The following is an 18159-nucleotide window of genomic DNA, read 5'->3' as shown; positions in this document are numbered from 1 at the left end:
CCCATAAAAATATATCGGTTCATATTCACCCTGTAAAACGCGGGTCATATTCCCGGGGATGAGCGGGGAAGGAAGCCAGCCCCGGCTCACTTCCGGACGCTGACGATCTTGATGATATCACCGTTTTTAAGTTCCTGGCTGTCTTTGATCCGCATCTTGGTCCTTGCATCGATGGCGTACAGGAACCCCTCACCGATCTCGGTGTGGACCTGGTAGGCAAGGTCACGGGGGGTTGAGCCGCGCTTCATGAGGTACGCGTCGGGGAGCACCCGACCTCTGCCGTCGGTGAGTTTATTCTCGTCCTCGACCGGGAAGACGACGATCAGGTCAAGGAGGTTGAATACTGCGGTATCCAGCGCTTTTTGAACACCGGTGCCACCGAACCTCTGCATGAAGTCCGCTACCTTCTGGAGCCCTGCACGTTGCGCAGCACTGAGATTCGCATCAGGGTTCACGGTGAAACCCTGATCGCCGGGGAGGTAGCGGATGAACTTCCCTTCGGCGGCCATCCGGAGCGCAAGTTCCCCCGCCGCACTTGCAAAGATGACGTCATGCGCCTTGAGTCGATCAAGGCACGCCTCTGGCGCCTGATCGGCCTTGTTCCCGACGATCAGCATAGGTTTGCTGATCGCCATCAGTTCCCGGCAGAACCGAATCAGGTCCTCCTCCCCGGCAGTTCGCAAGTCGACATCGGTCGCCTCGACGGCATCGCGGACGTGCTCAAACGTTATGCCGAGGCCGGCGAAGACCTCGGCAATCGCAGAGACTAAAGAGAAGTTCTTTGACTGAGCCTGCCGCAGGAGTTTCGCCCAATTCCGCGAGAGGATGCCGTACATCCACATCGACATCTCATACTGGAGGAACTCGATATCCTTCACCGGGTCACGCGAACCGATCTCGACCGGATTTCCTTCGGCGTCCGTCGCCCCGCTGGCATCGACGATCTGGAGGATTGCATCCGCCTGACGGAGGTTGTCGAGGAACTGGTTCCCGAGCCCTCTTCCCATGTGCGCTTCGGGGACAAGGCCAGCCACGTCGATCAGCCCGACCGGGATGAACCTGACTCCGTCCTGGCAGTTCCCACATGGAACGCCCATCTCCTGGCAGGGGCAGGCCGTCCGGACGTACGCGACCCCATGGTTGGCATCGATCGTCGTGAACGGATAATTGGCAATTTCTGCCTGAGCCAGGGTTGCTGCCCTGAAGAATGTCGATTTCCCACAGTTTGGTTTCCCAGCAATAGCCAGTGTTATCATGAAGAATTCCTCTACCGCACCGTTCAGCTGAGAGTAGTGTTGGGCAATACACCATTTATCACCTTCTTTCTCCGCGGGTGCGGCGAGGGCTGTGCCGCTACCTATTGCCGGTACTCTTACTGTCGCATCGCCGGAACGGGGGATTCAATTAGGAGTGAAAACAACATGAGAGTATGGGCTTCGTTACCAGGAATACCTACTATTTCGATGCCCCCGGCGCACAGAACACTCTCGACGCCGCACGGTTCGCCGTCGAGAGAGCGCAGGAGCTCGGGATCCAGAAGATCGTGGTCGCGAGCACCAGCGGCCAGACCGCGCTTACCTTCCGGGACGCCATGGCGGGGACGGATCTCCAGTTGATCGTCGTCACCCACGCGGTCGGATTCTCAAAACCCGGAGAGTGGGAGTTCTCATCGGAGGCAGCCGATACTCTCCGAGCCGCGGGTGCAACGATCGTCACCGGGACGCACGCNNTCGCGGTCGGCCTGAAGGTCGCGGTGGAGTGCGTCCTCATCGCGGCGGACCAGGGCGCGGTCGGCGTCGATGAAGAGGTGATCGCGGTCGGGGGCACCGCAACCGGGGCCGACACCGTCTGCGTCATCCGTCCCGCGCATACCGCGTCGTTCTTCGATCTGCAGGTGCGCGAGATCGTCGCAATGCCGAGGAACCGGTGAGCATGACGCTCGAATCGGTCGGCAATGCCGCCGGACTCCTCCGGCAGCACCCGGTCCTCTGGTCAGTCGGCCTTGTCATGGGTCTCCTGGCGGTTCTGGACTTCGTAATCCCCATATATGGGGAGGCCATTTATGCAGAGCCCCTGGTACTCCTGCAGGTCCTTGTGGCACCATTCCTCGCCGGAGGGGTCTATGGCATGGTCAAAGGAGAGAGGTTCTCCATGGGAGAGTTCTTCCAGTCCGGCAAGACCTACTACTTCCGGATACTCCTGCCGGCGCTCGTCATCTTCTTTGCGGTTATTCTGACGGTCTTTCTGCTTGCAATCCCGCTTGCACTCCTCGGTCTAGGTGCCGCCGCAGGTATGGCGCCGCTCCTCTTCGGGGTGCTTGTCTCGATCATCTTCTTCACGTTCTTCTATGATACCGTGGCGGTTTTTGAAGAGACAAACGTCTTTGAGTCGATTCGACGGAGCATCGAGTTCGTCATGAACAACCTCGGGAGCGTTCTGATATTTTATCTGGTGAATATCGTCGTCTTCCTGGTCCTCGGATTTGTGGCTCTCTTTGCCTGGTCCGCGCTTCTCATGGAGAAACTCGAACCGCTCATCTATATGAGTCCAGACGAACTCGAGACCCTGATGCCAGGAGATATCCTCGCCCTCATCGGGACGGAAGGAATCTGGATCACCGCCGCCCTCTATGCTGTGGTGATCATCCTTTTCTCGGCGTTCCTCTACACCTACAAGGCAAGTTTCTTCCGCAACCATGCTGAAGGCATGTTCGCCCTGCAGGGCGAGTACGACGAGAAGGGACGCTGGTATAAATACTGACGTGGGTGATCGGGGAATATATTCCCGTTTTTCTCCCTAGTTCTGATTTTTGAAATTCGAAATTCTATCCGGTGCTTCTGCTCCAAACGCTCTCCCTTCGCAAGTTCATAGGCTTTGTCAAACGATGTTCCGGAGAGGGCACAGCCTCCCGTCCCTCCGGGGGCGGGGAACGACTGCCGGAACGGCAGGAGTTGAAGCACCGCGAGGTGCGAGGAGGCCGAAGGCCGGGTGGGGCTGGGGATATAGACATCCAAAATTGGTGGAGGCGAGCATGGATGTATAAACCCGAAACCGGACAACCTCAGGCGGGCCGGATGGCCGCAAGGTGGATCCACGATCTCGCAAGCCCGCACCCGACCGATTGATCCGAACAGTAGCCCATCTAAAAGAGAAATCGCACCGGAGTCCGCGGCCCCATCACGCAAGCAGATAGATCAACATCCCCGCGACGCCGCCAACGAAGGTTGCCGTAAGATTGGTGCCCGAGTTCCCTATCCTGCCATGATTTTCGAGCGTTGCGCCCACAAGGCTATCAATGTTGGTGCCGATGAACCCCGCGATGACCGTGGAGACGACCATCCAGGGATCGGCGACGCCCATTATCCAGGCAACCCCGGCGACGATGAGAGATGCAAGGACGGCCGCCGCCTCCCCTCGCACGGTCACCCCACCGTTCGTCCCCCGGGGCACCGGTCGGAGCGTCGTGATCAGATAAGGCACCTTCCCTGTGACCCCGATCTCACTTGCCGCGGTATCAGCCGCAGCGGAGGCGACACTCCCCATGAAGAGCGCCACAAAGGCCGGATGCCCGGTTATGCCGTAGAGGATAGCGGCACCGGTTGCCACCAGGCCGTTTGCAAAGACGTTGAAGTAGCCACGCACACCCCCGTGCTCCTGGGCGACCCCGAGCCGCTCTTTGTCGGCGTAGCGGTACCGGGTCGCCCCGGCGCCGATGACGAAGAATGTGAGCATGATCAGGAACCACCGGACGTCCGCAAAGACGATGAGGATGATGCCGATCATCGCACCCGAGAAGAGGCCACTGACATCGGCAACCCTGAGCCGGTAAGAGGTGTAGCCAAAGCCGAAGGCTATTGCAGCCGCTGCTGCGAGGATGGTCAGGTCGACCTCGAAGTTGAGCTCCTCAAAGAGGAACATGGTCATCGCCACGCCGAGCGCCTCGATCATCAGGGCATCATCCCGCCCCCGGAGGGCCGCGCGGAGAAGGACCGCAGCAACCACGCCCATCACGACGACAAGCGGCGCAGTATACCCCAGATAGAGCATCACCGCGAGCGAGACGCCGACGGCGGCGATCAGGTGAGAGAGGTATGCTGCCTGTCTCTCCCCGGCAAGACGGAATGCGAGTTCCCCGATCACGACGATGCCGAGCGTGCAGGTGAAGGTGAACGTCGAGAGCCACCCTAGCCCGTAGAGTACGGCAAGCGCGATGATCGAGAGCGACACATACCGTGTATCCCGAATAAGAAAGAGAACGAGCGAGAACGGCACGAGGAGAAGCGTGAGCAGCCACGCTGGCTGGAGCAGTGGGGCAAGACCAATAAAGACGAGGGTGAGCGCCGATGCCAGAACCAACCCCGGCTGCTTTATCATTCTTACAGTATTGGCGGTTCAGGGAAAAAGCCTTTAGGATCCGGGCGTCTCCACCTGTGCCGTCCATCATGGCGAAAGTTCAAGATGGTCCGAAGCAGGAGCGAGGGATCCACTCGCAACGCAAGGGTTCCTGACGGCCCAAAAGATCCGTCGAACAATATATTTCACAGAAAAGAGAGAGATCATACGCTGAAAATGTCGCCGTCATACCAGTTACCAAAAAACTACGATATCGAAGAAGTGGAGAGGCGCTGGCAGAGCACCTGGCGGGATGAGGACAACTATTTCGATCCTGTTTCGCCAAAACCCCGGTTCATCATCGACACGCCACCGCCATATCCAACTGGAAACTTCCATATCGGAAACGCCTTAAACTGGTGTTATATTGACTTTATCGCGCGGTACAAGCGCATGCGCGGCTACAACGTCATGTTCCCTCAGGGATGGGACTGCCACGGTCTCCCCACCGAGGTTAAGGTCGAAGAGACCTACGGGATCACCAAGAACGATGTACCGCGCGAGAAGTTCCGCCAGATGTGCCGCGATCTCACGCTCGGCAACATCGAGAAGATGCGGGCGACCATGCGGCGGCTCGGGTTCTCGACCGACTGGAGCCATGAATACATCACCATGCTTCCTGAGTACTACAGGAAGACTCAGGCATCGTTTATTAAGATGTTCAAAGCCGGCGACATCTACCAGAGCGAGCATCCCGTGAACTTCTGTACCCGGTGCGAGACGGCTATCGCGTTCGCCGAGGTCAACTACACTCCCCGCACAACCAAGCTCAACTACTTTGACTTCGATGGAGTCGAGATCGCCACAACCCGGCCGGAACTGCTCGCAGCCTGTGTTGCGGTGGCAGTCCATCCCGAGGATGAACGCTACCGCGACCTTGTGGGAAAGAAGCTCACGGTCCCCATCTTCGGACACCAGGTGCCGGTCATCGAGGATATTGTGGTCGACCCGGAGTTCGGCAGCGGTGCGGTGATGATCTGTACGTTCGGCGATAAGACGGACGTCTACTGGTGGAAACAGCACAACCTGGCTCTTCGTAAGGCAATCGACCGGAAGGGCGTTATGACCGCGATCGCGGCCCCCTATGAAGGAATGACATCTGAGGCCTGCAGAGAGGCGATCCTTGCCGATATGAAGAAGGCCGGAATATTGAAGCGGCAGGAGGAGATCGAACAGAGGGTGGGGACCTGCTGGAGGTGCAAGACCCCTATTGAGATCCTCTTGGAGCGCCAGTGGTTCGTCCGGGTTCACCAGGACAAGATCCTTGATGCGGCACGGAGGATCTCCTGGACGCCGGAGCATATGTTCTCCCGGATGGAGAACTGGGCGAACTCGATGGAGTGGGATTGGTGCATCTCACGCCAGCGGATCTTTGCGACACCGATCCCTGTCTGGTTCTGTGCATCGTGCGGTGAGATAGTCCTCCCGGACGAAGAGGATCTCCCGATCGATCCGACCATCGATAAACCGAAAAAACCCTGTCCAAAGTGCGGTGGAAACGATTTCATCGGCGAAAAGGACGTGCTCGACACCTGGATGGACTCCTCGATATCGGTGCTCCACATAACCGGGTGGGACGGAACCGATGCAAAACCCCCGCTCTTCCCCGCGCAGATCCGCCCTCAGGGTCACGACATCATACGGACGTGGGCGTTCTACACCATCCTCCGGGCGAATGCTCTGGTCGGCGGTCACCCCTGGGACGAGATCCTCGTGAACGGCATGGTGCTCGGTGAAGACGGGTTCAAGATGAGCAAGAGCCGAAACAACATCATCTCCCCTGAAGAGATCGTTGAGAAATATGGCGCGGATGCTCTCCGGCAGTGGGGTGCGGGAGGTGCTGCAACCGGATCGGATATCATGTTCAACTGGAACGACGTCATCGCGGCGTCCCGGTTCCAGACCAAACTCTGGAACATTTTCCGGTTTGTCATGGGGCACCTTGAGCATGGAGCGGACCCTGCAGCACCGGTGACAGAACTTATCGACCGGTGGCTCCTCGTCCGGCTCTCCGAGACCGTCGCAGAGGTCACCGCCGCGATGGAGGGCTACCAGTTCGACCGGGCGCTCAAGGCAATCAGGGAGTTCGCCTGGAACACGCTTGCCGACGATTACATCGAGATTGTGAAGGGACGGCTGTATGCTGACGGCGGCAGCAGAGACAGCGCCTGCAACGCGCTTCGGACAACCATGGACGTTCTCTGCCGCCTGCTTGCGCCGATCATCCCGCACTTTGCCGAGGAGTGCTACCACCACCTCACGGGAAGAAGCGTTCACAAAGAGGCCTGGCCGGACTTCACGTACGCCGACGACGAGGCACGGCGTCACGGCGACCTCCTGGTCAAGACGGTCGCGGAAATCCGGCGCTACAAGCACGACAAGGGCATGGCGCTGAACGCACCGCTCGGCCACGTCACGATTTATGCGCCTGAACCGGTCGACGACGCCGGTGACGCCGGGCGGGCGCTTGCCGCCGACGCCCGGTGGAGCACTGGCACTCCCAAACTCGAGGAGGTCATGAGCGGCATAGACTTCAATATGGCCGTCATCGGCCCGGCGCTGCGCAAGCAGGCCAGGCGCTTCATGCAGGCCATCGAGGCGCTCCCGCCGGAGCAACTCAAGAATCCGCCGGCAACCGTCATGGTCGACGGAGAGGAGATCCCTGTGCCGCCCGGCTCATTTACGCCAAAGGTCACCTACCAGGTGGCAGGGGAAGAGGTGGACGTCCTCACGTTCGGGGACGTGATCGTGACGATCGGGCACACGTCCTGATCTCGTCTGCCACGAACCCTGCAACCTCTTCTTTTGGGAGAAGTGCATCGACGATGATAAACCGGGCGGGATCCGCTGCTGCAAGGTTCAGATAGTTTTCCTGCACCCGCGCGAGGATCTCGGGGCTCTCAAAATACTCTCTCTTCTTTTCAGGATCAAGCCTTGATATGGCATCCTCGATGGGCAGAACCAGAAGAAACGTCCGATCTGGCCGGATTGACCACCCTTCATGGATCCGGCGAAGCCAGGAGAGAGGGTCGGGAATGACGCCGTCAAGGACGACCGGCTGATAGGCAAACCGTGAATCGGAGTAGCGATCCGAGATGATGAGCCTTCCCTCCTCAAGCGCGGGTCGGATGACCGTCTCGATATGCGCGGCATGATCGGCGCAGAAGAGCAATGCCTCGGTGATCGGGTCCATCCGCTCGGCAACAGCCCGCCGTACCGAACCGCCGACCCAGGTGGAGCCGGGCTCGCGAGTGAAGAGCGGATCGAGGTCGGCGAGCAGTTCCCGAAGACTGGCGAGGAGCGTGCTCTTCCCGCTCCCGTCGATCCCCTCGATGGTGATCAGCATGGGTGCCCTCTCTGGATCCACTCAAGCGGTATCGCACCATGATGGACGGCGGTTGAGACGATCGCTCCGTCAAATCCAACGTCAGCAAGGAGCCGGATATCGTCGATTCCGGCAACACCGCCCCCATAGAAGAGGCGACCGGGATAAGACGAACGCATCTCCTCAAGGTCTTTGCGGTCAAGTCCCCGCTCCGTTCCTACGGCGCCGATATTCAGAATGATGCATCCCTCAAACGAAAGCCCGGATGCACGACGCAGCATCTCCACCGGCTGGATGCCCCAGGGAAGTACACGCCCATCCTTGATATCTACACTGAGATAGCCAGTCCGGTACGCCGCAAGGTCTTCGATCGTTCTCGCCGCCGTCTCGGTGCCGACGACCGGGATCACGCCGGAAACCGCCGTGCATTCAGCAGGTGAACGACAGCCCCGGTCGAGGTAGCACCGCTCAACGAGAGCGGCACAACGCCGGACAAGACTGTCCTGTGGTTGTCTGCCCTGGATACTCTCGAGATCCGCAATATAGATATATCTGGGTTGCAAGGTGGCCAGATAGGCCTCCGGTTCAGCCGAAGGGGCTAGCCCCCAGGTGAGGGGGCGGTAGCCGGCGCGGTCTCCAGACTTCCCATGCACCACAAGACCGCCTGCCAGATCTATCGCAAGAATCAGTTCCATGTCCTCAACGCAATCACTATTAGGGAGAAGGATCATTAATTTCTATGCAATTACTCGTCAGTCCAAGCAGCATTGAGGAGGCAAAAAGCTCGCTTTCCGCTGACATCATCGATGTAAAGCAACCCTCTGAAGGGTCACTGGGTGCCAATTTTCCCTGGGTTATCCGGGGAATCAAAGAGATCGCCGGCGTCAAGCCCGTCAGTGCTGCAATCGGGGACAATGAGTATAAACCGGGAACGGCCGCTCTTTCTGCATACGGTGCCGCACACGCAGGCGCTGATTATATCAAGGTCGGCCTGATGTTTGACGGGGCCGAACGTGCCAGAGACGTCATTAAGGCCGTGACCACGGCAGTCAAACAGGAGTTCCCCGAAAAGTACGTTGTGATCGCTGCGTATGCCGATTTTGAGAGATTGAACACGATCTCCCCGTTCGACATCAGTCAGCTGGTTGCGGATGCCGGGGCGGATGTCGCCATGATCGACACAGGTATTAAAGACGGGAAGGGTCTCTTTGATTTTATGAACGAAGAGGCACTGGTGCGGTTCACCGAACAGAACCGTGACCTCGGACTGCAGACGGCCCTTGCGGGTTCGCTGAAGTTCGAGGACCTTGACGCATTAAAACGAATCAACCCCGAGATCATCGGCGTCCGAGGGATGGTCTGCGGAGGCGATCGGTCCGACTCGATCAGGGCAGAGTTGGTAGAGAAAGCAATGATGATGATCAGGTGATGTATGTACATCGAGAAGATGAAACTGGAAACAACATTCACGTTTGATGATGTGCTGCTCGTGCCCGCCGAATCCTGGGTCGAGCCCGATGAAGCCGACGTCAGGTCGCGGTTCTCACGAAATATCCCCCTAAATATTCCACTCGTGAGCGCCGCCATGGATACGGTAACCGAGTCGCTGATGGCGATAACGATGGCTCGCGAAGGCGGCATCGGCGTCATTCACCGGAACATGTCCGCTGAGCGGGAGGTTGCCGAAGTCAAGGTCGTCAAACAGGCCGAGGATCTGATCGAGCGCGAGGTCGTGGCTGTAGGGCCAGAGTCCACGGTCACCGAAGTCGAACAGGTCATGAAGCAGTATGGTATCGGCGGTGTCCCCATCGTCGAGGACGATAAAGTGATCGGCATCGTCAGCCGCAGGGATATCAGGGCAATCCTTCCAAAGAAAGGCGATGCGCAGATCACCGGGTACATGACCAAGAAACTGATCACGGCTTCGGAGGGCATCACCGCAGAGAATGCGCTCGAGACGATGTATGCAAACAAGGTCGAGCGCCTCCCTGTCGTTGATGAGGATGGGCGTCTTGTCGGCATCATCACGATGCGCGACATCCTGGAGAAGAGGCAGTACCCCCTCGCCAACCGGGATGCGAACGACAAGCTCCGCGTTGCCGCTGCCGTGGGACCATTCGACTTCAACCGCGCCATGATGCTTGTCGAGGCAGGCGTAGACGCCCTGGTAGTAGACTGCGCTCATGGCCACAACATGAATGTCGTGAAAGCCGTCAAGGAGATTAAAGGCAGCGTCACGATCGATGTGGTGGCCGGAAACATCGCGACAAGCCAGGCGGCCTCCGCCCTGGTAGATTCTGTCGACGGGCTGAAGGTCGGCATTGGACCGGGTTCCATCTGCACGACGCGGATTGTTGCAGGTGTGGGCGTCCCGCAGATATCCGCGATAGCGAATGTCGCTGAGGTGGCGCATGAGGCAGATGTGCCGGTGATCGCCGACGGCGGGATCCGCTACTCCGGTGATATCGCAAAAGCGATTGCTGCAGGTGCGGACTGCATAATGGCCGGCAGTCTCTTTGCCGGTACCGACGAAGCACCGGGGCGAATAACAACGATCAAGGGCCGGCGCTACAAGCAGTACCGCGGAATGGGATCGCTTGGCGTCATGAGCAGCGGCGAATCGAGCGATCGTTACTTCCAGAAGAAGCACATCGGAAGGACCAAGTTCGTTCCCGAGGGCGTCGAGGGGGTCACTCCCTACGTCGGCCGGGTCTCGGATGTTATATACCAGCTCGTCGGCGGCCTGAAGTCCGCAATGGGCTACACCGGATCAAAGACGATAGCAGACTTAAAGAAGAACGGGAAATTCATCAGAATCACGCCTGCTGGGTATGGTGAGAGCCACCCGCACAACATCATGATCACCGACGAGGCGCCGAACTACCGCCTCTTTGAGTAACCTTTTTTATACACAAAACACTAACATTTAGTAAGTATGCTTGAGGGCAGCGAGGTTTCCCGCCTCCTTGATATTCTGGGAAACCGGAACAGGCGACGAATAATAGAATTATTGAGGCAGAAGCCGTGTTTTGTGACGGAGATCTCAGAACGTCTCCTGATCAGTCCAAAAGCGGTTATCGAACATCTACAGATGATGGAGCGCGAGAAAATCCTCATCTCCTGCCAGGACGAGCGCAGGCGAAAGTATTACTATCTCTCGCACGACATCAATGTCATCGTAAACCTGCAGAAACTGGATGGAATTATACTCCCCTCGGTTGAAGAGGATCCAAAGGAAAGGTTTGCCAGAGACCTTGAGATGTTCAAAAGAATGGTCAGGGTTCATGACGAACTCTTGGATAACCTCGAACAACTGGAGCGGGAGATCGAATCGAAGTTCGCTGAGATCATGCGCATGAAGGGAGGCCTTATCTCGGACGATAAGGACATCGAGATCATCCTTGCCCTCTCTCACGCAGACATGACACTCATGGAACTCAAGGAAGCGAGCGGCCTGTCCACGGATGAGCTGAAACAGAGACTGGATAACCTCATGTATACAGGGGTTGTCAAGCAGACCAACAATCGATACAAAATACGTGGTACTTATGGCGATTAATCCATACGATGAGATGTTTAAGAATATCGCACGGATAATGGAGAAGATTCTGAGCGATATGCCTCTTCAGGAGCCAAGGATCATCGGGTTTACGATCATCAGCGGTCCACCCGAAGGGGTGCCCTACTACCCCTACGAGGAGGAAGAGGGGCCCGAATTTGAGGTGATCGAGGGGGACGACTGTATCTTCATCACCGCGGCAGTGGACACCCGAGCACAGGGAGCCCCATACGTCACATTCCAAAATAACTCCGTGACCCTCTGCGTCGGAGGAGACGAGGAGACGGTCATCGATCTCGACTGCGAGATTGATATCCCGCACAGCTTCTACAACGTACGGCACGGCGTGATTGACGCAGTCTGCCGGAAGAAGCCCATTCAGGGGGAACTTGTCCGCCCTTAAGGCAAGGAACCCTCTTTTTACGTCACTTTTTTGCAGCCTATCGGCCCCCTGACCGCCCACGGCTGCGGGCCGTGGTTGCTCATTTGTCATATCCCCCGCATCTCCTTATGTAATGAGCCCTGCAGCAGATAACAGGCGCAGAGAGGGCGGGAGCTGAGAGAGTCAATCCAAGGAGGGCTACTTGCCGCGGCCATACCGGGGAGAGAAGGGTTAATTAACCCTACCCCTCATGCCCGGTACAGGGAGGTATGACTGAGGTGGAAGAGGCCTTGCTACCCGGATATGTGCATCTATCCCGGAGCGGCGAACTGGAGGAGCGGGCGAAGAAGGCGTACGAAGTGCTCCGCGACTGCGTCATCTGCCCCCAGGAATGCCATGTGAACCGTACTGATGACGAACTCGGGTTCTGCCGGATCGGACTCCTGCCAAGAATCTCGAGTTACTGTCCACACTTCGGTGAAGAGCCACCACTGGTCGGGAGGTACGGATCTGGAACAATATTCATCTCTGGCTGCAACATGCGATGCGAGTTCTGCCAGAACTTTGAGATCAGCCAGTGCGGGATCGGCTACGCAGTCTCATGCGACGAACTTGCCGGGATCATGCTCCGTCTGCAGGAACGCCGATGCCACAACATCAACTTCGTCTCACCTTCGCACGTCGTCCCCCAGATCCTCCGTGCAGTCGCCCTCGCCGCCGATCGCGGTCTCAAGATCCCGCTGGTGTATAACAGCGGGGGTTACGACTCAGTGGAGTCGTTGCGGCTCCTTGACGGCGTCATCGATATCTACATGCCTGACGCGAAATACGGGCGGGACGATGTGGCATGGGAACTCTCTCATGCCGCTGACTACACTGCCCGCATGCGGGCTGCGCTCAAGGAGATGCATCGGCAGGTCGGGGACCTGGAGATCAGAGACGGCATAGCCGTGCGGGGTATGATCATCAGGCACCTGGTGCTCCCGGGGAACCTTGCAAACAGCGAGATCGTAATGCGATTCATCGCCGAGGAGATCTCCAAAGACGCTTACGTGAATATCATGGCCCAGTACCACCCGGCATGGAAGGCGGCCGAAGGTGGGAGAAGTCCGGTGCTCGCGGCACTGCAGCGCCCGATTACTGCACGAGAGTATGAGTATGCCATCAGGTGCGCGAAGGAAAACGGTCTTTCCCGTGGGTTCCCATGAGGCAGCGGAGCACAAAAGACTATTCATTCGCGCATCCAGAGGAATGTGGGGTAGGTGTGAAGCCGGTGATTCGATATGCGGCGATGAGCGATATGGGGCTACGTGAGCAGAACGAAGATGCCTATTTTACCGGCCAGGTCAACGGGTATCACGTATTTGCCGTCGCTGACGGCCTTGGGGGGCACGAGCGCGGGGAGGTCGCAAGCAGGATGGCAATCCAGGCTCTGGAGGCGATTGCAGAAAGGTGCCTTCCCGCGATGGAACCTCCCGCAGTGCTTGAGCGCATCTTCCAGCATGCAAATACGAGAATACGCACCTACAACCAGGAAAACCGCCTGAACTCCGGGACGACACTCTCGGCTGCGATCGTTGATGATTCGGGCAGGTGCTGGATCGGCACGGTGGGCGATTGTAGAACCCACATCATCACGCCCTCGTCCGTCTGGCATACGCGCGACCAGAATTACGTCCAGAGCCTTGTGGATTCCGGGGTAATCTCCCCCGCAGAAGCGATCTCTCACCCCGGAAAGAACATCCTGACCCAGGCTCTTGGCCTGGAGAGATGGGTGCGGGTGGACCTAGATGAGCAGATGATTGCCGGGGCGGTTCTCGTCATCACCTCAGACGGTCTCCACGACTATCTCCCTGAGAGCGCCATTCAGGAGATTGTGCTTGCCAGTGAGCCCGAGGAGGCATGCCGAAGGCTGATCGAGGCCGCGAAGGACGCAGCAAGCACCGATAACATCACCGCAATCGTCGCAAGAGCGTGATAAGCGACCCGGTGTCCGGGTTAAAAAAGACGGAGTAGGAGGGATTTACGCATCTTCCTTATCGAGGATCGTAAATCCGATGACACGGTCGCCGTCATCGAGTTTCATGACCCGGACGCCGCGAGTTCCTCGTTTCTGGACCGAGATCTCGGAGACCTTCGTCCGGATTACGATGCCGGACGCACTCATCACGATGATCTCGGCATCGTCGGAGACTGCCATCGATCCGACGACACCGCCGCCCCGGGCGTCAACGAGGATGTTTCGTACGCCGAGCGTGCCTCTCCCGTGGCCGCGGAACTCGTCGAACTCCGTCCGCTTCCCGAAGCCCTGCTCCGTGATGGTGAGGAGATGGTCGCCCTCAACCACGGATATGGCCTGGAGGGTATCCCCGCTGCGGAGCTTGATCCCCCGCACGCCCATGGCACCCCGGTGAACCGGGCGAACCGCCTCCTCGTGGAACCGGAGGCTCTGCCCGAACTTGGTCGTCAGGATCAGTTCCTGGTTCCCATCGGTCACCTTCACATCCACCAGCGCATCGCCATCGCGGAGGTTGATAGCATTGATCCCGGTCTGCCGGGGCCTCGAGAACTCGTCGAGCGCAATCTTTGCGACAGTTCCTCCTCTCGTCGCAAAGAAGAGGTAGTGATCTGACCGGAACTCCCTGACCGGAGTGACAGCAGTCACCCGCTCGTCGCCGCCGAGGTTTAAGAGGTTGACAAGGGCCTTGCCCTTGCTCGCCCGCTGCCCCTCGGGAAGGTCGTAGACCTTCAGCCAGTACGCCTTCCCTCTATCAGTGAAACAGAGGAGAGTATCGTGCGTATTGGCGACAAAGACCCGCTCGACGCCGTCGTCTTCCTTGGTGGCCATTCCGATGACGCCGCGTCCCCCGCGCCGCTGGTTCCTGTAGGTGTCAAGGTCGATGCGCTTGATGTAATTTGAAGAGGTGAGCGAGACCAGCATTGGTTTATTCTCGATGAGGTCCTCCACCTCGAGCGTCTCGACTTTGCGCTCGATCCGGGTCCTCCGTTCGTCACCGTAGCGCGTACCAATATCGACGAGTTCACTCTTGATCACGGCAAGAATGTTTGCTTCGCTTGCAAGGATCTCGGTGAGCCGCTCGATCTCTTTGGCGAGGGCATCACGTTCGTCGAGGATCTTCTGCTGCTCAAGCGCCGCAAGCCGCCGAAGCTGCATCTTCAAGATTGCGTCGGCCTGCACCTCATCCAGCGCAAACTTCTCCACCAGGGCCTTTGCAGCCTCCTCGGTCGTCCCGGATGCCCGGATGGTCGCGATGACCGCATCGATATTCTCGAGCGCGACGAGGAGACCGCGGAGGATGTGCATTCGTTCCTCGCTCTTAGCGAGATCGAACTCGGTCCTTCGCCGGACGACCTCCACCCGGTGCTTGAGATATTCGTGGATGAGTTCCTTGAGGTTCAGCGTCCGGGGCTGGTGGTCGACGATCGCGAGGTTGATGATCCCAAAGGAAGACTCAAGCGCTGTGTTTTTGTAGAGGTAGTTCAGCACCACCTGGGGCGAGACACCCTTTTTAAGGTCGATCACGACCCGCATGCCGTCGCGATCCGACTCATCGCGGATGTCACTGATGCCCTCGATCCTCTTTTCACGAACATGGCCTGCGATGCTCTCGATCAAGCGCGCCTTGTTCACCTGGAAGGGGATCTCGGTGATGATGATCTGCGGTGTCCGGCCTTCCTCCACGATCTCTGCGACTCCACGGACCACGCACTTCCCGCGCCCGGTCAGGTAGGCCTCGCGGATACCCTCGGAGCCCATGATGATCCCGCCGGTCGGAAAGTCCGGGCCCGGCATGATCTGCATCAGCTCCTCCGTGGAGACACCCGGCTCGTCGATGACACGGCAGATCGCCTCACAGACCTCGCGGAGGTTGTGAGGCGGCATGTTCGTCGCCATACCGACCGCAATCCCGCTCGATCCGTTGACGAGGAGGTTCGGGATCCGGGCAGGGAGGACAGCGGGCTCCTCAAGCGATCCGTCGAAGTTCGGAACGAAATCGACGGTCTCCTTCTCAATATCGGCGAGCAGTTCCTCCGCGACCTTGGTGAGCCTCGCCTCCGTGTATCGCATGGCGGCAGCAGAGTCCCCGTCGACGGAGCCGAAGTTCCCCTGGCCGTCCACCAGCGTGTAGCGGTAGGAGAACGGTTGGGCCATCTTCACGAGCGTATCGTAGATGGCTGCATCGCCGTGAGGATGGTATTTACCCATTACGTCTCCGACAATACGGGCGCTCTTCTTGTAGGGCTTGTCGCTGGTGTTGCCGAGCTCCCGCATGGCGTAGAGGGTGCGGCGATGGACCGGTTTCAAGCCGTCCCTCACGTCGGGGATGGCCCGGCCGATGATCACGCTCATCGCGTAGTCGATGTAGCATGACTTCATCTCGTCTTCGATGTTTATCGGAACAACCTGCTTAGATGTCAAGGTTGTTCACCTCCTTTGCGTGCCGGCGGATGAAGTCTCTCCGGGCGTCTACGTTTTCTCCCATGAGTTTCTCGAATATCTCGTTTGCGTAAGCGGCATCTTCGATCCTCACCTGTTTGAGGATCCGATTCTCCGGATCCATCGTGGTGCTCCAGAGCTGCTCTGCATTCATCTCACCAAGACCCTTGTAACGCTGGATGGTGAGACCTTTCTCGCCGGACTCAGAGATGATCTTGTGCAACTCCTCTTCGCGGTAGGCATACTGCACCTGTTTTCCTCTGACGATCCGATAGAGCGGCGGCTGGGCAATGTAGACGTAGCCTTTCTCTATGATCTCCACCATGTAGCGGTAGAAGAACGTGAGAAGGAGCGTCCGGATATGTGCCCCATCGACATCCGCATCGGTCATCAGGATGATGTGGTGGTAGCGGGCTCGCTCCACGTCGAAATTGTCCCCAACCCCGGTGCCGATAGCGGAGATCAGAGCCTGGATCTCAGCGTTCTTGAGGATCTTGTGTGCCGACGCCTTCTCGACGTTTAAGATCTTTCCCCGGAGGGGGAGGATCGCCTGGAACTTTCGGTCCCGGCCCTGTTTCGCAGAACCGCCTGCAGAGTCTCCTTCCACGATATAGAGTTCGCTCTTCGCCGGGTCACGTTCCTGGCAGTCGGCGAGCTTCCCAGGAAGACCGGTTGACTCAAGCGTGCTCTTGCGTCTGGCGAGATCGCGCGCGGCCCGGGCAGCTTCACGGGCCCGGGCTGCCGCCATTGCCTTCTCCACGATCGCCTGGAGGGTCTTTGGATGCTCCTCAAAGTACTCGGTGAGGGAGGAGTAGACGAGCGAGTCCACGATGCCCCGAACGTTGCTGTTTCCAAGGCGCATCTTGGTCTGCCCCTCGAACTGGGGGTTCGCGATCCGGGTGCTGATGACGGCCGCGAGCCCTTCCCTGACATCTTCGCCCCGTACCTGGGCATCGTTGCTTTTTAAGAGGTTGTTACGGTGGGCGGCGCCGTTGATCGCCCTGGTGAGAGCGCTCCGGAAGCCTTCGAGGTGAGTGCCTCCCTCGCGGGTATTGACGCTGTTGACGTAGGTGTAGATCGTCTCCGTGTATGAGTTGTTATATTGCAGGGCGACCTCGACCTCAACCATGTTCTCGGAGTCGCGCTTCTGGAAGTAGATGATATCATCGTGGAGGCTCTCCTTCCCCTCGCCGATGTGAGCGACGAATTGCCGGATACCGTCTTCGAAACAGTATGTGACCGCATCGCCGGTCCGCTCGTCCCGGAGGACGATCGTAAGGCCGCTATTTAAGTAGGCAAGCTCGCGGAGCCGGTGGTCCAGAACATCATAATCGAACTCGATGGTCTCGAAGATCGAGCGGTCGGGCTGGAACGTGATCCGGGTGCCCCGAAGACGCTCGTAGTCGATATGACGTCCCGGCCGGTCGCCGTATCGCTCCGCGTAGCGCACCTCCATCTCGGCTTGGGTCTCCTGGCGGCTCTCAAGCGGCTTTGTAACCAGACCCTGCCGGAACTGCATCGTGTAGATCTTGCCGTCCCTATAGACCGTTGCATCGAGCCAGCTTGAGAGAGCATTGACGACCGAGACACCGACACCATGCAGACCGCCGGAGACCTGGTACGTGTTCTTATCGAACTTCCCACCGGCATGGAGTACGGTAAGGACGATCTCAAGAGCGCTCTTGCCATACTGCGGCATGAGATCGACCGGGATACCCCGGCCATTATCATCGATCGTGATCGAACCGTCCCGGTTGATGATCACCAGGATCCGATCGCAGAACCCGGCAAGAGCCTCATCCACAGCATTGTCCACGACCTCGTAGACCAGGTGATGCAACCCCCGGGTATCCGTACTGCCGATGTACATGGCGGGACGTTCCCGCACCGGTCTCAAGCCTTCCAGTACCGTAATATGAGAAGCATCGTAAGTATCAGTCATCTATGACCTCCGCTAGAAGAGCGGTGTCCTGAATCGCAACAAAACTCACACTATATATTGGTCTTATAACCACTTATACTGTATGGCTCCAAAAAATTCA

Annotated in this window: 15 protein-coding genes; 9 read left to right on the top strand and 6 right to left on the bottom strand. The window is 58.2% G+C overall.

What is annotated here, in order from left to right; genetic code table 11:
* Positions 1-86: 86 nt before the first annotated feature.
* Positions 87-1256, bottom strand: a complete 1170-nt coding sequence (locus ACI94_RS02810) for a redox-regulated ATPase YchF (RefSeq protein ID WP_066958244.1) — start codon at positions 1254-1256, stop codon at positions 87-89.
* A gap of 173 nt (positions 1257-1429) precedes the next feature.
* On the opposite strand from ACI94_RS02810, the gene ACI94_RS02805 reads away from it, so the two are divergent.
* The gene (locus tag ACI94_RS02805) at positions 1430-1930 is read left to right on the top strand and encodes a pyruvate kinase alpha/beta domain-containing protein (RefSeq protein ID WP_286681070.1); all 501 of its coding nucleotides are present in this window, start codon (positions 1430-1432) and stop codon (positions 1928-1930) included.
* Between the two features lie 2 nt (positions 1931-1932).
* Positions 1933-2760, top strand: coding sequence for a hypothetical protein (locus ACI94_RS02800; protein ID WP_286681069.1), 828 nt, complete (start codon positions 1933-1935; stop codon positions 2758-2760).
* Positions 2761-3177: 417 nt separating this feature from the next.
* Here ACI94_RS02800 and ACI94_RS02795 read toward each other — a convergent pair whose 3' ends face one another.
* Entirely contained in the window at positions 3178-4374 is a 1197-nt protein-coding gene (locus tag ACI94_RS02795) for a DUF92 domain-containing protein (protein WP_286681068.1), read from the bottom strand.
* Between the two features lie 195 nt (positions 4375-4569).
* Between ACI94_RS02795 and ACI94_RS02790 the strand changes: the two genes are divergently transcribed.
* A complete protein-coding gene (locus ACI94_RS02790) occupies positions 4570-7164 on the top strand; it encodes a valine--tRNA ligase (protein WP_273259077.1) in 2595 nt (864 codons plus the stop codon).
* Here the strand turns inward: ACI94_RS02790 and tmk are convergent.
* Entirely contained in the window at positions 7121-7738 is a 618-nt protein-coding gene (tmk, locus tag ACI94_RS02785) for a dTMP kinase (RefSeq protein WP_066958252.1), read from the bottom strand. The two genes, ACI94_RS02790 and tmk, sit on opposite strands and share 44 nt — an antisense overlap.
* The gene (locus ACI94_RS02780) at positions 7732-8412 is read right to left on the bottom strand and encodes a HisA/HisF-related TIM barrel protein (protein WP_066958253.1); all 681 of its coding nucleotides are present in this window, start codon (positions 8410-8412) and stop codon (positions 7732-7734) included. The genes tmk and ACI94_RS02780 overlap by 7 nt, the downstream gene beginning before the upstream one ends.
* 44 nt (positions 8413-8456) lie before the next feature.
* Here ACI94_RS02780 and ACI94_RS02775 point away from each other — a divergent pair, with 44 nt between their 5' ends.
* The 6 genes from ACI94_RS02775 (at position 8457) to ACI94_RS02750 (ending at position 13636) form a co-directional block, all read left to right on the top strand.
* Positions 8457-9146: a (5-formylfuran-3-yl)methyl phosphate synthase gene (locus ACI94_RS02775; RefSeq protein ID WP_066958254.1), complete on the top strand. Its 690-nt coding sequence runs from the start codon at positions 8457-8459 to the stop codon at positions 9144-9146.
* A 3-nt stretch (positions 9147-9149) separates the two neighbouring features.
* Positions 9150-10616 (top strand): IMP dehydrogenase, encoded by a 1467-nt coding sequence (gene guaB, locus ACI94_RS02770; RefSeq protein WP_066958255.1) that lies wholly within the window; start codon positions 9150-9152, stop codon positions 10614-10616.
* A 36-nt stretch (positions 10617-10652) separates the two neighbouring features.
* On the top strand, positions 10653-11276 hold the full coding sequence (locus ACI94_RS02765) for an ArsR family transcriptional regulator (RefSeq protein ID WP_066958256.1): 624 nt from the start codon (positions 10653-10655) through the stop codon (positions 11274-11276).
* Between the two features lie 37 nt (positions 11277-11313).
* Positions 11314-11679 carry a hypothetical protein gene (locus ACI94_RS02760; RefSeq protein ID WP_286681067.1) on the top strand — a complete coding sequence of 122 codons (366 nt, stop codon included), beginning with the start codon at positions 11314-11316 and terminating at the stop codon, positions 11677-11679.
* 248 nt (positions 11680-11927) lie between these two features.
* A complete protein-coding gene (locus ACI94_RS02755; RefSeq protein WP_066958260.1) occupies positions 11928-12866 on the top strand; it encodes a radical SAM protein in 939 nt (312 codons plus the stop codon).
* Positions 12867-12922: 56 nt separating this feature from the next.
* A complete protein-coding gene (locus ACI94_RS02750; RefSeq protein ID WP_224732832.1) occupies positions 12923-13636 on the top strand; it encodes a PP2C family serine/threonine-protein phosphatase in 714 nt (237 codons plus the stop codon).
* A gap of 45 nt (positions 13637-13681) precedes the next feature.
* On the opposite strand, the gene gyrA is transcribed toward ACI94_RS02750, so the two are convergent.
* Both gyrA and gyrB read right to left on the bottom strand, forming a co-directional pair.
* Complete coding sequence (gene gyrA, locus ACI94_RS02745) at positions 13682-16099, bottom strand: DNA gyrase subunit A (RefSeq protein WP_286681066.1); 2418 nt, start codon at positions 16097-16099, stop codon at positions 13682-13684.
* The gene (gene gyrB, locus ACI94_RS02740) at positions 16089-18059 is read right to left on the bottom strand and encodes a DNA topoisomerase (ATP-hydrolyzing) subunit B (protein WP_066958263.1); all 1971 of its coding nucleotides are present in this window, start codon (positions 18057-18059) and stop codon (positions 16089-16091) included. Before gyrB ends, gyrA begins: the two co-directional genes overlap by 11 nt.
* Positions 18060-18159: the final 100 nt, after the last annotated feature.

Origin of the sequence: Methanoculleus sp. DTU007, from assembly GCF_001512385.1 — an archaeon.
GTDB lineage: Archaea > Halobacteriota > Methanomicrobia > Methanomicrobiales > Methanoculleaceae > Methanoculleus > Methanoculleus thermophilus.
This window is presented reverse-complemented; position numbering and strand designations above follow the sequence as displayed.

Bases quoted from the DNA above. Each gene is read 5' to 3' on its own strand.
- ACI94_RS02790 (WP_273259077.1), top strand. From the start codon at position 4,570: ATGTCGCCGTCATACCAGTTACCAAAAAACTACGATATCGAAGAAGTG.
- ACI94_RS02810 (WP_066958244.1), bottom strand. From the start codon at position 1,256: ATGATAACACTGGCTATTGCTGGGAAACCAAACTGTGGGAAATCGACA.
- gyrB (WP_066958263.1), bottom strand. From the start codon at position 18,059: ATGACTGATACTTACGATGCTTCTCATATTACGGTACTGGAAGGCTTG.
- ACI94_RS02755 (WP_066958260.1), top strand. From the start codon at position 11,928: ATGACTGAGGTGGAAGAGGCCTTGCTACCCGGATATGTGCATCTATCC.
- ACI94_RS02800 (WP_286681069.1), top strand. From the start codon at position 1,933: ATGACGCTCGAATCGGTCGGCAATGCCGCCGGACTCCTCCGGCAGCAC.
- guaB (WP_066958255.1), top strand. From the start codon at position 9,150: ATGTACATCGAGAAGATGAAACTGGAAACAACATTCACGTTTGATGAT.
- ACI94_RS02765 (WP_066958256.1), top strand. From the start codon at position 10,653: ATGCTTGAGGGCAGCGAGGTTTCCCGCCTCCTTGATATTCTGGGAAAC.
- ACI94_RS02795 (WP_286681068.1), bottom strand. From the start codon at position 4,374: ATGATAAAGCAGCCGGGGTTGGTTCTGGCATCGGCGCTCACCCTCGTC.
- ACI94_RS02780 (WP_066958253.1), bottom strand. From the start codon at position 8,412: ATGGAACTGATTCTTGCGATAGATCTGGCAGGCGGTCTTGTGGTGCAT.
- ACI94_RS02775 (WP_066958254.1), top strand. From the start codon at position 8,457: ATGCAATTACTCGTCAGTCCAAGCAGCATTGAGGAGGCAAAAAGCTCG.
- tmk (WP_066958252.1), bottom strand. From the start codon at position 7,738: ATGCTGATCACCATCGAGGGGATCGACGGGAGCGGGAAGAGCACGCTC.
- ACI94_RS02760 (WP_286681067.1), top strand. From the start codon at position 11,314: ATGGAGAAGATTCTGAGCGATATGCCTCTTCAGGAGCCAAGGATCATC.